The sequence below is a fragment of the Desulfurobacteriaceae bacterium genome, assembly GCA_039832905.1.
In the GTDB taxonomy this organism is placed as follows: Bacteria; Aquificota; Aquificia; order Desulfurobacteriales; family Desulfurobacteriaceae; genus Desulfurobacterium.
Window position 1 is genome coordinate 1 of record JBDOLX010000050.1, and the last position, 12,534, is coordinate 12,534.

Annotated in this window: 14 protein-coding genes; 11 read left to right on the forward strand and 3 right to left on the reverse strand. The window is 35.1% G+C overall.

What is annotated here, in order from left to right:
* The 10 genes from fliD to lptB form a co-directional block, all read left to right on the forward strand.
* Positions 1–1,310, forward strand: a 1,310-nt coding sequence (gene fliD, locus ABGX27_03565; GenBank protein ID MEO2068568.1) for a flagellar filament capping protein FliD, incomplete at its 5' end; no start/stop codon positions are given.
* A gap of 15 nt (positions 1,311–1,325) precedes the next feature.
* Complete coding sequence (gene fliS / locus ABGX27_03570; protein ID MEO2068569.1) at positions 1,326–1,688, forward strand: flagellar export chaperone FliS; 363 nt, start codon at positions 1,326–1,328, stop codon at positions 1,686–1,688.
* Positions 1,661–1,921: a hypothetical protein gene (locus ABGX27_03575; protein ID MEO2068570.1), complete on the forward strand. Its 261-nt coding sequence runs from the start codon at positions 1,661–1,663 to the stop codon at positions 1,919–1,921. The genes fliS and ABGX27_03575 overlap by 28 nt, the downstream gene beginning before the upstream one ends.
* Positions 1,918–2,541, forward strand: a complete 624-nt coding sequence (bioD, locus tag ABGX27_03580) for a dethiobiotin synthase (GenBank protein MEO2068571.1) — start codon at positions 1,918–1,920, stop codon at positions 2,539–2,541. Before ABGX27_03575 ends, bioD begins: the two co-directional genes overlap by 4 nt.
* A 70-nt stretch (positions 2,542–2,611) precedes the next feature.
* Positions 2,612–3,595: a cytochrome-c peroxidase gene (locus ABGX27_03585; GenBank protein ID MEO2068572.1), complete on the forward strand. Its 984-nt coding sequence runs from the start codon at positions 2,612–2,614 to the stop codon at positions 3,593–3,595.
* 36 nt (positions 3,596–3,631) lie between these two features.
* The gene (locus tag ABGX27_03590; GenBank protein ID MEO2068573.1) at positions 3,632–4,183 is read left to right on the forward strand and encodes a metallophosphoesterase family protein; all 552 of its coding nucleotides are present in this window, start codon (positions 3,632–3,634) and stop codon (positions 4,181–4,183) included.
* On the forward strand, positions 4,180–4,653 hold the full coding sequence (locus ABGX27_03595) for an HAD-IIIA family hydrolase (protein MEO2068574.1): 474 nt from the start codon (positions 4,180–4,182) through the stop codon (positions 4,651–4,653). Before ABGX27_03590 ends, ABGX27_03595 begins: the two co-directional genes overlap by 4 nt.
* Entirely contained in the window at positions 4,643–5,173 is a 531-nt protein-coding gene (gene lptC / locus ABGX27_03600) for an LPS export ABC transporter periplasmic protein LptC (GenBank protein MEO2068575.1), read from the forward strand. The genes ABGX27_03595 and lptC overlap by 11 nt, the downstream gene beginning before the upstream one ends.
* The gene (locus ABGX27_03605; protein MEO2068576.1) at positions 5,170–5,679 is read left to right on the forward strand and encodes an LptA/OstA family protein; all 510 of its coding nucleotides are present in this window, start codon (positions 5,170–5,172) and stop codon (positions 5,677–5,679) included. The genes lptC and ABGX27_03605 overlap by 4 nt, the downstream gene beginning before the upstream one ends.
* Entirely contained in the window at positions 5,663–6,403 is a 741-nt protein-coding gene (gene lptB, locus ABGX27_03610) for an LPS export ABC transporter ATP-binding protein (protein MEO2068577.1), read from the forward strand. The genes ABGX27_03605 and lptB overlap by 17 nt, the downstream gene beginning before the upstream one ends.
* Positions 6,404–6,407: 4 nt before the next feature.
* Here the strand turns inward: lptB and ABGX27_03615 are convergent, their stop codons facing one another.
* The 3 genes from ABGX27_03615 to ABGX27_03625 all read right to left on the reverse strand — a co-directional run bounded on the left by ABGX27_03615 (position 6,408) and on the right by ABGX27_03625 (position 11,496).
* Positions 6,408–7,172: an undecaprenyl-diphosphate phosphatase gene (locus ABGX27_03615; GenBank protein ID MEO2068578.1), complete on the reverse strand. Its 765-nt coding sequence runs from the start codon at positions 7,170–7,172 to the stop codon at positions 6,408–6,410.
* A gap of 3 nt (positions 7,173–7,175) precedes the next feature.
* Positions 7,176–9,902 (reverse strand): SMC family ATPase, encoded by a 2,727-nt coding sequence (locus ABGX27_03620; protein MEO2068579.1) that lies wholly within the window; start codon positions 9,900–9,902, stop codon positions 7,176–7,178.
* Positions 9,903–9,999: 97 nt separating this feature from the next.
* Positions 10,000–11,496 (reverse strand): sodium-dependent transporter, encoded by a 1,497-nt coding sequence (locus ABGX27_03625; protein MEO2068580.1) that lies wholly within the window; start codon positions 11,494–11,496, stop codon positions 10,000–10,002.
* Between the two features lie 74 nt (positions 11,497–11,570).
* On the opposite strand from ABGX27_03625, the gene ABGX27_03630 reads away from it, so the two are divergent.
* Positions 11,571–12,491, forward strand: coding sequence for a radical SAM protein (locus ABGX27_03630; protein MEO2068581.1), 921 nt, complete (start codon positions 11,571–11,573; stop codon positions 12,489–12,491).
* The last annotated feature ends 43 nt before the right edge of the window (positions 12,492–12,534 follow it).

Sequence of the window (12,534 nt, forward strand, 5' to 3'; positions counted from 1 at the left end):
TATCTCTAACTTTTGACTATCAGGAGCTGCATTATACATACTATCATGCTCAAATGCAGCCAGTTTATCTTTTGCAGAGTCAAGAAAGCGTTCTAGATGCCAAGATAAGTGCTTTAAATGATTTTGCTTCAAAAATAGATGATCTTTATTCAGCTTTCAATTCCCTAACTTCAACAACCATTTTAGACCAGAAAAGCGTTAGTTCTTCAGATGAGACTGTTTTAACTGCAAGTATTTATGACTCAACTGAGGCTTTGGCTGGTAGTGTTTCCGTAGATGTTAAACAACTTGCAGCGAATGACGTTTGGTTATCTCAAGCTTCCTTTACCGATTTAACTTCTGCAGTAGCTACGGTTTCGGGAACGATTGAGATTTCCTATGCTGGAAACGTTGTTGCAACAATTAACTATGATACAGATACAACGGATTCTACCAATCCTTCTACTCTTCAAGAAATAGCAAGTGCGATAAATAATGCTCAAGACAAGGTTAGAGCTTCAGTTATATTTGATGGTACAGGGTATAGGCTCCTGCTTAGCGGAGTCGATACGGGAAGTTCAAATACAGTTTCTATTACTGAGACGGGAGGAGGAGATCTTTTAGACCAACTTCAAATAGGTTCCAACTATCCTTCTAGCCATGTTCAAACAGCTCAGGATGCCGTAGTTTCTGTTTACGGAACAGACATTAGTAGTTCTACAAATACATTTACCGAAGCTGTTCCAGGAATTCAGTTCACAGTGAAAGATGTAGGAACAGCAACTATTACAACTGATAAAGATTTTGAACCTTTTAAAACAGCTTTAAACGACTTTATATCTGCTTACAATTCATTAGTTGACTTTGTCCAAACAGAAGGTGGAAAAGATGGAATGCTTTCCGGGGAAACTACTCTTCAGTTTGTAAGGTCAGGGATTCTATCAAGAATGCAACCTTTGGTTAACTTAGGAATTATTGAATTTGATAAAGATACAGGACATGCAATACTTGACAGCGCTAAACTAGATGAACTTCTTCTGAACTCAGAAGATACTGTAAGACAAGCTATAAGTGATTTAAAAACATCTCTTTATGACTATCTTGTTTACCTAAAGGATCCTCAAGGTCCTATAGGAAGCAAAGAAGATAGTCTAAATAGCCAAAAGAGTTCTCTTGAGAACCAGATAGAACAAATGCAGAAACTTGTTGATGAACAGATAGAACTCTTTAGACAACAGTTAATACAGGTGCAGCTATTGCAAGAGGAAATGGATTCTATAAGGGCTAAATTGACTTCAGTATTTGGAGATACAACTCTATTACCATCATAATAAAGAGGGTACAAGATGACAGCCAATCCTTATTTGAAAATGCAAGTTGAAACAGCTTCTCCCATAGAACATGTAATTCTTCTTTACGATAAAACCATTGTTTTGCTGAAAGAAGCTGATGAGTGTATAGAGAAAAATGATGTTCCCGGAAAAGTAAATGCTATAGCTAAAGCTGATAGAATAATTAGGGTTCTAAACTCGTCTTTAGATATGGAGAATGGAGGTGAAATAGCTAAAAACTTAAGAGATCTTTACGACTTTATTCTAAATTCGCTAATAGTCGTTAACGCTAGGAACGATAGGAAACTTTTAAATGACATAATTGAAATTTTAGAAACTTTGAAGGAAGGATGGGAAGGAATAAAAAACAAAGTTTAATAGATAAGCTTGAGACCATAAGAAGCCTTATTCATAATGGAAACTTTGAAAAGGCGAGAAAGGAAATTAAAGCTCTCAATGATTCCTCCTTTATAAAACGACTTTCTAGAGAGGAAGGAAAGCTTCTTTACTCTTATATTGAAGATCTTTCAAAAATTCTAAGATCCAAAGAACAGGAACTAAAAAACGCCATTAAAAATACTAGAAAAGTTAAAAATGCGTATTTGCGATGATACTAGTAACTGGAACAGATACAGGCGTAGGAAAAACTTTTGTAACTGTATCTCTACTTAGATATCTACTTGAAAGTGGTAAAAACATATGTGGTTTAAAAATTGTTGAAACAGGATGTTCTCCAATTTGCGAAGATGCTCAGAAAATTTCTGAAGTCTGTCAAAAGGAGATAAATCCCATTTATAGTTTTAAAGCTCCGCTTGCTCCTTCCGTTGCAGAAAAACTTGAGGGGAGAAGAATATCTTTAGAAAAGATTAAGGAAAAGATAGTATCTTTTTCAAAAAATTATGAAGAAGTTTTCTTGGAAGGGGCTGGGGGAATTCTTGTTCCAATAACGGGAAAGTACACTTTTCTTGACCTTGCAAAAGAACTTTCTATGGACGTAATTGTTGTTGCACTAAATAAACTTGGAGTGATAAATCATACTCTACTTACTGTTAAAGTTTGCGAAAATGAAGGGATAAGAATAAAAGGAGTAATTTTAAATACCAAAGATTTTTTTGATGAAAGTGTGAAAACAAACTATCAAACTTTAAAGGAACTTTTATCCGTTCCTGTTTGTCTTTTCTCCTCTCCAAAAGATTCTCCAAAAGTGGTCAAAGAAATCTTAGACATCTGAACTTGAAAATTGTTTGCAATAGATTATTATTTCCAATAATAAAATAAATAAAAGCTTTAGGAGGAGTAAAATGAGAAAGCTTTTATCAACTTTAGGACTTGCTACATTAGCCACACTATCAGCTTTAAAAGGAATTGAAGCTAAGGACTTAAGGTCTTTCTTTACACCACTTCCATCACTACCTCCAATTCCAAAAGATAATCCACTAACGCCAGAAAAAGTTAAGCTTGGAAAAATGCTCTACTATGACCCAAGACTTTCAAAGAGTAAGATTATTTCTTGTAATACTTGCCATAACTTAGCACTTGGAGGGGACGATAACGTTAAATCTTCTATCGGACATGGTTGGAAAACGGGAGGAAGAAACGCTCCAACAACCCTTAATGCAGGGTTCTTAAAAGTTCAGTTCTGGGATGGTAGAGCCCCAACTTTAGAAGAACAAGCCAAAGGTCCAATTCAAGCTCACGTTGAAATGAATGCTACTCCTCAGCTTGTAGTTAAAAGATTAAAACAAATTCCTGAATATGTTGAACTTTTTAAAAAGGCCTTCCCAAACGACAAGGATCCTGTTACCTTTAAAAATGTAGCCAAGGCAATAGCAGCTTTTGAAAGAATATTGACGACTCCAAACTCACCATTTAATAGATACCTTCTTGGCGATGATAACGCATTAACTAAGGAACAAAAGGAAGGAATGAGATTATTTGTCAAGTACGGATGTATTGCCTGCCACAATGGACCTGTCCTTTCTGATGGAGAGTTTCATAAGTTTAAATGGGGTAAAGATTTAGGAAGGTATAGAGTAACCAAGAAAGAGGAAGACAAGTATAAGTTTAGAACTGCACAGCTTTTAAACGTTGCAGTTACGGCTCCATACTTCCACGATGGTTCCGTAGAAAAGCTTGAGGATGCAATTAGGATAATGGCTAAAAAAGAACTAGGAGTTACCCTATCTGATGATGAGGTTAAGAAAATTAAAGCTTTCTTAGAGTCTATGACCGGAGAAGTTCCCCTTGAAGCAAGAGTTATTCCAGTACTTCCTGCCGAAAAATAATCCTTCTTACCCCCTTCGTGGGGGTATAATTTTCCTATGAGGTACTTCATTTCAGACACCCACTTTTTTCATAGGAATATCTTAAAGCTTAATCCCCTAAAGAGAAAAGAAGGTTTTGAAGAAGCAATTCTTGAGAATTTAAAAATCACTCTAAAAGATGACGATGTCCTTTACCATTTAGGAGATTTTTCTTGGAAACTAAACGATGAGTTCTTAAAGGCATGGAAAGAAATTCCTGGAAAGAAAATTTTGGTAAAAGGGAACCATGATTTTCGAGCCCGTGAAGGAAAACTGAGGAGATTTTTTGACGAAGTTATAGAAGAATATGCAATAATAAAAATAAAAGGAAAAAGAGTTCTTCTTTCTCATTACCCTGCCTTAGATTTACGAACCTATAGATTCCCTGAAATTCAAGAGAAAATAGTCAAAGTTTACTTCAATAATAGCTGTTCCCTTCTCGTTCATGGACATGTTCACTGGAATAGATTTGGTGTTCTCTGTGGTTGCCATCTTAAGGGTATAAAGTGTAAGAATGTTAATGTAGAATTTACAGACTACAAACCAGTTTCTGAAGAGGAATTGGTGTGATAAAGCTAATAATACTTGACGTTGACGGTGTTATGACAGATGGAACTATCACTTACGATAGTGAAGGAAGAGAGTACAAAAGTTTTAATGTGAGAGACGGTTATGGAATAGTGAAGGCTTTAAAAAGTGGAATAGAGGTAGCAGTAATAACTGGAAGAAAATCGAAAATGGTTGAAATAAGGTGCAAAGAACTTGGAATAAGAGATGTTTTCCAAGGAGTAGATGACAAGCTAAGAGTTTATGAAGTTCTAAAAGAAAAACATAACGTTGAAGATTTTGAAGTAGCGGCAATGGGAGATGATATACCTGACTTACCAATTTTGAAAAAAGTAGGGCTGTCCGGTGCTCCTTCTGATGCAGTGGAGGAGATAAAAAAAAGAGTATCCTTTGTTTCCCGTTTTGGTGGCGGTAAAGGCGCAGTAAGGGAATTTATAGACTACATTTTGGAAATAAATAAAAATGAGAAGTAGGCTTTTAAAGGTAGCAATTCTCTTAGGGATAGTTTCCATCTTGCCATCTATAGTTTTAATTACACGGAGGGAGACTCCTCCGGAGAAAGTAAGCGTAAGAACAAACAAAGAACAAGTAATAGTAGACTTTACCCTTAGATCCACTGGAGATAAGAGATGGTCTTTAAGATCATCGAAAGCTACATTCATAGACGACAAAAATGTTTTCCTTACTTGTCCTCAGCTTAGAGTGTTGGACGGACAGAGCTATACAATAGAAGCAGAAAGTGCTATTTATGATGAAAGAGGAAAAAAAGTTTCATTAAATAAAGTCTTACTCTACAGCAAGAACTTTAAAGGAGAAACGGAAAACGGAACCTATTACGTGGATAAAGAAGTTTTTAAGACTACATCTTTTTGTAAAGTTGTTTTTTATCCTGATAAGGTTATAGAAGGGAAGGGATGCGAAATAGACTTGAAAAACGAAATGGTTATAATCCTATCTAATGTTAAATCCACCTTTGGAGAGGTTGTAAGATGAATTTTAACTTTCTTATAACTGTTTTCTTTTTTCTTTTTTTATCTTTTCCTTTGAAAGCGGAAGTTAGCGACAATGGAACTATTCATCTACCGGTTGTTGTTGAAGCTCAGAAACTTACATACTACAAGAAGAAACATCTAGCTATCTATGTTGGAAATGTCATAGCTCAACGAGGAGAAACAATAATGAAGGGAGACAAGCTGTTGGTTTATTTTGATAAGACTGATAAGTTTATAAAGAAAATAGAAATCATAGGTAATGTTTACATCAAAGACTCAAGAGGTGAAGGTTCCTGTGAAAAACTTTATTATTACCCTTTGGAAGGAAAAGCAGTTCTTATTGGAAATGCAAAGCTTCAGCAGGGTAAGAATATAGTAATTGGCGATAAGATAATTGCATATAAAGACGGAAGAGTTCTGGTGGAAGGTATAAAACAGAAAGTAAAAACGGTAATATTCCCAGACGATAAAAATAAAAGGGCTTTACCGAATGGAAAGAGTAATTGATTTAAACGTTTTGAGAGCTGAAGGAATAACCAAGATCTACAGTAAGAGAAAAGTTGTTGATGGTGTAAGTTTAGAGATTTTTGAAGGAGAAGTTGTTGGACTTCTTGGACCTAATGGAGCAGGAAAAACCACTACCTTTTACTGTATTGCAGGTTTAATAAAGCCAGATGGAGGAAAAATATTTCTTGGTGAGGAGGAAATAACGGACGATCCTACTTATGTAAGAGCAAGGAAAGGGATTTCTTACCTACCTCAGGAACCCTCTATCTTTAGAAAACTTACGGTAGAAGAAAATATAAAAGCTATTTTGGAAATGTACGGTCTTCCTGAAAACGAAATAAGAAGAAAAACCGATTGGCTTTTAGAAAGGTTTGGTATAGCACATCTTAAAAAACAAAAGGCGAATTCGTTGTCTGGAGGAGAAAGAAGAAGGCTTGAGATAGCAAGGGCTTTATCCATAGATCCGAAGTTTTTGCTTCTTGATGAACCTTTTGCTGGAGTAGACCCTATAGCAGTTTATGAAATTCAAGAATTAATAAAAGAATTAAAAGAAATGGGAATAGGCGTTCTAATTACAGATCATAATGTTAGGGAAACCTTAAGAATTATAGATAGGGCATACATAATAGGGCACGGAAAAGTGGTAGCTTCCGGGTCTCCCCAGGAAGTAGCAGAAAAAGAAATAGTTAGAAAGATTTATCTTGGAGACCAGTTTACTCTGTAGTTGCCTATAGTAGTAGGGTTAAAAATAGAATTCCAACAGCTATTCTGTATATTCCGAAAGGAATGAAAGTGTGAGTCTTTATAAATTTTAAAAGCCACTTTACAGAAATAAAAGCAAAGATAAATGCGGTAATAAAGCCTATTCCTAAACTTGCAAAATTCTCAACGGAGAGTTCTTTAAAGTTTTTCAAAAGTTCAAAACCGGTAGCGGCAAACATTGTCGGGATAGCAAGAAGGAAAGAAAACTCTGTTGCTGCTACTCTATTTAAACCAAGAACTAATCCTCCAATTATAGTAGCCCCTGAACGGGAAGTTCCGGGTATCATGGCTAAAGATTGAAATACTCCAATCATTATAGCTTTAAGGTAGTTTATATCTTCTGGTTTTTCTATTGTATGTTCTTTGTTCTTGTAGAGAAGTTCTATAACTATGAAGATGATTCCCCAAAATATAAGGGCAATACTCACCACAAGAGGGCTAAAGAGTTTTTCTACGTAAGAATGAAGCAAAAGTCCAAGAATTCCAGTAGGGACAAATGCTGCAATAAGTTTTTTCCAGAGAGTAAAGTCTTTTATCAGTTTATCCTTGTATATAGAAACCACCGCTAAGATCGCTCCCAGTTGGATTGCAATTTCAAACGTTTTTGTGAAAGTATCCTGCTTTATTCCCAAAATGGAAGAGACTGAGATCATATGTCCAGTAGAAGATATAGGTAAAAATTCCGTAATTCCTTCAACAATTCCCAAGATTACTGCATCAAGAATGTTCATATTTCACCCCACTATCGATACTTCAGAAATACCGTTTACGTTTTTCACCCTTATAACTCTATCGCCTACTATTTCAAGTTCAGGATCGTGAGTAACTATTATCATCTGAGGAATTTTGGTTTTCAATTTCAGAAGAAGGTCGGTTAAACTTTGACGCCTTTGGAGATCCAAGTGAATTGTAGGTTCATCAAGGATTAAAAGTTCAAAATTTTGGGCGAAATACCTTGCCATAGCAAAGCGCAAAGAAAGGGCAAAGGCTATTTGCTGTCCTCCTGAAAGATCATTTATCTCCATATGACCTTTTCCGGGAACTCCAATGCTTATACTTAAGTCTTCATCTATTTCAACTTCTCCAAACTCAAAATCAAATTCTTCAAAAAAATCTTTACAGTAAAGGGAAACTTGAGGAAGAAGAGATTTCCTAACCTTTTGCAAGAAACCTCTTTCAGGGTGAATAGAAACTACTGCAGTTTCTAAAATTCTTAAAGAATCTGAAAGCTTCGTTAAAAGTTCTAGTTCCTCTTCTCTTTTCTTAAGTTTTTCCTTATTCATTTGTAATTGTTTTTTTAAGGTTTCTAGTCTGCCGACTTCCTTTGAAATTCTCTGTGCTAAAAGGTCTACTTTTTCTTTTTGTCCTTTAAATGTTTCCTCTACTGTTAAAAATTCTTCTTCTTTAAAGTTAAGCCTATCTAAGGCATCTTTTATGCTTTTTAGTTCTTTTTCAAGTTCTATGATACTTTCTTCTTTCTTTTTCTTCTCCTCTTTATAAAATTCTAAGTTCTTTACCTCTCCAAGAATTTTGTCTAGTTCTTCCTTATCTTTTTCCAATTCTAAAAGTTTTGTATCAACTTCTTTCTTAGAAGATACGGAAAGGTTAAATTCTTTCTTTATTCTTTTTACTTCTCCTATTAGTTCTTCTACTTCTTTGTTTATTTCTCTGAGTTCTTTTGAAAGTTTCTCTTTTCTCTCTTGGCTAAAAATTTTTGAAAGGTCAGTGTATCTTCTATCTAATTCTTTTAACTCCTTTTCTAAATTGCTTTCCTTTTCCTTTAGAGTAGCTAACTCTTCCTTAAGAGACAAAAGTCTATTCTCTGCTGTTTTTAAACTTTCAGAATCAAAGACAATGCCTTTTAAAGTGTTTCTCAACTTATTTAATTCTGTCTCTAATCTTTCCTTTTCTTTCTCAAGATTTTTCTTTCTATCTTCTCGTCTTAGAAGGTTTTGTATTTTTTCCTCTAAACTTGAAAGTCTATCTTGAAGATCTCTCTTTTTCTCCTTAAGTTCTGCAATTTTTCTTGTTGATTTTTCTATTTCCTCTTTGCTTTCTTCTATAGATTTTTCTCTTTTTTCTTTGCTCATTGGAGATTTACAAACTGGACACACGGGATTCTCTGCCCTTTCCAAGATATCTATCCTGTTTTTTGCTTCCTGTATTCTATTTTCAAAGAGTGCTATTTCTTTTTGAATACTGTCTAACTCTTTTAAAATTTTCTCCTTCTCTTTAAGGACATTCTCTACTTTTCCTACTTCAGAAAGTTCTGAAAGTTCTTTATTTACTTTCTCTAGAAGTTTTTCTTTTTCTAAAAGTCTAATTGATAATTCTTGGTGTTCTTTTTCTAACTTTTTTAGTTTAGAAATTTCTGCTTCGATCTTGTCCTTTAGAGGAGTTTTCTCCATAAGTGATTCTTTCGCTTTTTTAAGTTCAGTTTCTACTTGTGGTAGCTTGCTTTCAAGTTCCTTTATTTCTTTTTCGGCGAGTAGAAGGTTGTTCAGTTCTGTTTTTAATTTCTCAGAAATCCCTTTCTTCTCCACTATCACTTCAAGTTTGGCTTTTATTTTCTTGAGAGGATCAAAAATTTTCAGTTTTTCCTGTAGTTTACTGATAGAACTTTTTAGGCTGTTTATTTCCTCTATCTTCTTATTTAAACGCTGAAGTTCTACTTTTAACCTTTTTAACTCTTCTTCAACTCTCTTTTTGGATTCTAAAAGTCTTTTAAACTCTTCTCTTTTCTGAAGGTAACTATTGAAAAGTTTTTCTTGCTTTTCCAAAAGTTCTAACTCTGCTTTTTGTTCCTCTTTTAGCCTTTCCAAAATTTTTTGGAGAGATTCTGTTTCTTTTTCTAAATTTTCTGTTTCTTTCTCTAAATCCTTGAAATTTTCTTGTTTTTCAAGAAAAAGTTTTTCTATAGATTTTAACTTGTTAAAGATATTTTTCATCTTTTCATGCTTCTCTCGAATTTCATCAAGCCCTAAAAGTCTGTTGAGTATCTGCCTTTTATCCTTTCTCGCTACCTCAAAGAACCTTGAAATTTCTCCTTGAGGAACGTAAACGGTGTTTCTAAAAATTCCAGCGTCTAAGCCCAGTTCATTTTCTATAAATTCGTTAACATTTTTAATTCCAAAAGCACAAAGTCTCCCATCTTTTTCGATTTCGGCTTCGCCTTTTCTTCTTACAACAGAATACTTTCTCCTAACAGTGTAAATACTATTACGGTAAACGAAACTTAAAGATACTGACATTTTGTTGCTTTCTTTGTTAACGATTCTATAAAGGTTTTTGTTATCAAGAACAAAATCTTTTCCAAAAAGGGCAAAGAAGATCCCTCTTAGAATAGAAGTTTTCCCTGATCCGTTCTCGCCAAGAATTACGTAGGTTTCATCGTCAAAAAAAAGGTTGGTTTTCTTATGGGAAAGAAAGTTTTCAAGTTTTAATTCCCTTAACCTTATCATTTATTTTGACCTTCTCTTAGTATAACTGTAAAGCAGAAAACAACGAGGCTAACAACAGTTAACCATGAAAAAAGCATAAAAAGGAGAGAACTTCCTTTCATCCTTCAACCCTCTTTCTCTTATCTGCAAGATAGACCAAAAATCCAAAAAGTGCTAGTATGAAAAGCATAACAAAACGGGTTATCCACTCTTCAATTCCATTAGCTAAGATACGTTCTGGAAGTTTGGAGAAACACCATACAGATACAATTATCAGTAGTGCTGCAGGAGTAACGTATTTAAGGATGTAAAAGAACACCTTTGGAACTTTAAAGAGACCACCTCTGTTTATCTCTTTCCAAGCGTTTTTGTCTCCGAAAAGCCAGAAGAAAATGACAACTTCAAGGAGTGCAAAGAGGACTACAAAGAACGTTCCAGCCCAAAAATCCATCTCGTCTAACGCCTTTGGCATGAAAATAGGAATCTGCGCTACTAAGAACATGAAAACTACCGTTGCAGTTGTAGCTACTTTTCTACTTAATCCAAATTCATCTTCTAAGAAAGCAATAACTGGAACTGCTATCGCTACAGATGAGGTAGCCCCTGCAAAGAAGAGAAGGAAAAACCATAGAAACCCTATAAAGTCTCCACCTGTAAGGTTTGAAAAAATTGCAGGAAGACTTACAAAGGCTAGATTAAAACTACCACTGTTGGCTACAGCTTGGGCATTAACAATCCCGAAGAAAGCAACTGCTGCAGGAATAGCTATAGAACCGCCAAGGATAACTTCGGCAAGTTCGTTAAGAGAAGCTGCAGAAAGTCCAGAAGCAACAATATCTTCGTCTTTTTTTACATAAGAAGCATAAGTTATTATTGCTCCAAAACCAAGACTTAAAGTAAAAAATACCTGTCCTGCAGCTGCAAGCCAAACGTCAGGATTTAAAAGCTGAGAAAAGTTAGGAGTCCAAAGGAAGTCAAGTCCTTGAACTGCAGATCCGTTTGGAGTTTCTAAAAGAATAACTCTAATCATAAGAATGAAAGCAAGAATGAATAGGGTTGGCATTGCTATTTTTGCAAATTTCTCTATTCCACCGCTGATTCCCTTGTAGAGGATATAGGCGTTGAATGTAACAGTAATTAGGAAGAAGATGTATGCTATTAAAGAGGGTCTTGTGTAATTTCTCAAAAACTCTGCAAATGGCTTTAGGAACTGATCTTGTGGTAGGTTAGGATCTGGATGGGGAAGCATTCCAAGGAGTGAAAAGACTGCATAACCAAGAGTCCAAGACTCAATGTATATATAGTAACAGAGAACAACAAAAGGAATAAAAAGTCCTAAAATCCCAATGTACTTTGCTATTGGTTTTTTCCAAAGGAGAGAAAATATTGCTGGAGTTGTACCGTGTCCCTTACTTCCTCCGTATCGACCAATTGCCCACTCAGTCCACATTAAAGGTATTGCAATAACAAGCATTGCAATCATATAAGGAATCATAAAAGCTCCACCGCCGTTTTCGGCAGCTTGCGTAGGAAAACGAAGGAAATTTCCAAGTCCTACAGCATTTCCAGCCATAGCAAGGATAAGTCCTAATTTTGTACTCCACTGTTCTCTCATTCTTTTCCCCAACGAAATTTTGTATAACTTTTTGGCTTCTTATTTTAGCAAGTTTATACTTTTAGGAGGATTTGATGAAATACGTTTTTGGTCCAGTTTTCTCAAGGCGTTTAGGATTATCCCTTGGAGTAGACCTTGTTCCTTTTAAGGTCTGCAGTATGGACTGTCTTTACTGCGAAGTTGGAAGAACGACGGTGAAAACATTAGAAAGAAGAGAGTATGTTCCACTAAAAGACGTTATAGAAGAATTGAAACTATACCTTAGCCACAATCCTGAGATAGATTTCATAACATTTTCCGGCTATGGAGAACCGACTCTTTTTTCAAGACTGGGAGAACTGGTAAGCTTTTTAAAAGATAATTTTGACTATAAACTTGCACTTTTAACAAATGGAAGTCTGCTACACCAAAAAGAAGTTTTGGAAGATCTAAAGAAAATAGACTTAATTTTTCCTTCCTTAGATGCTGTAAGCAAGGAAGTTTTTGAAAAAGTAAACAGACCTTGCAAAAACCTTTCTCCGGAAGTTATAGTAGAGGGCATAAAAAAACTTGTGTCCCTTGGTAAAAAGGTTTGGATTGAAACTTTATTCGTAAAAGGAGTAAACGATTCTGAAAGAGAGATTGAGAGAATAGGGGAAGTAATACACGAAATTAAACCTGACAAATGGCAGCTAAACACCGTTGTAAGACCACCAGCTTACAACGTTTTACCTCTTTCTTTTTCTGAACTTGAGAGAATAAAAGAAAAAGTTGGCTACCCTAGAACAGAAATTGTTGTCTATAAGACTTCTAAGGAAAGTAAAGTTCAACCGGAAAAAATCCTTGAGGAAATTTATGAAATTGTTGTGAGGAGACCTTGTCCAATTGATGAAATAGCTTGTGCCCTCGGGGTTTCGGAGGTAGATGTAGAAAAGGAAATTGAAAAACTCGTTGCCAAAGGAAAAGTGGTTAAAATTCTCTTTGGTAATGTTGTTTATGTAAAAGGAGTAAAATGAGGATAGTAATATCCCTTCTATTTTTCGTTTTGTTATTTTCTAA

Coding starts and splice junctions, on each gene's coding strand:
- ABGX27_03620 (MEO2068579.1), bottom strand. CDS start 9,902: ATGATAAGGTTAAGGGAATTAAAACTTGAAAACTTTCTTTCCCATAAG.
- lptC (MEO2068575.1), top strand. CDS start 4,643: ATGAGAAGTAGGCTTTTAAAGGTAGCAATTCTCTTAGGGATAGTTTCC.
- bioD (MEO2068571.1), top strand. CDS start 1,918: ATGATACTAGTAACTGGAACAGATACAGGCGTAGGAAAAACTTTTGTA.
- lptB (MEO2068577.1), top strand. CDS start 5,663: ATGGAAAGAGTAATTGATTTAAACGTTTTGAGAGCTGAAGGAATAACC.
- ABGX27_03630 (MEO2068581.1), top strand. CDS start 11,571: ATGAAATACGTTTTTGGTCCAGTTTTCTCAAGGCGTTTAGGATTATCC.
- ABGX27_03615 (MEO2068578.1), bottom strand. CDS start 7,172: ATGAACATTCTTGATGCAGTAATCTTGGGAATTGTTGAAGGAATTACG.
- ABGX27_03590 (MEO2068573.1), top strand. CDS start 3,632: ATGAGGTACTTCATTTCAGACACCCACTTTTTTCATAGGAATATCTTA.
- ABGX27_03585 (MEO2068572.1), top strand. CDS start 2,612: ATGAGAAAGCTTTTATCAACTTTAGGACTTGCTACATTAGCCACACTA.
- fliS (MEO2068569.1), top strand. CDS start 1,326: ATGACAGCCAATCCTTATTTGAAAATGCAAGTTGAAACAGCTTCTCCC.
- ABGX27_03625 (MEO2068580.1), bottom strand. CDS start 11,496: ATGAGAGAACAGTGGAGTACAAAATTAGGACTTATCCTTGCTATGGCT.
- ABGX27_03605 (MEO2068576.1), top strand. CDS start 5,170: ATGAATTTTAACTTTCTTATAACTGTTTTCTTTTTTCTTTTTTTATCT.
- ABGX27_03575 (MEO2068570.1), top strand. CDS start 1,661: ATGGGAAGGAATAAAAAACAAAGTTTAATAGATAAGCTTGAGACCATA.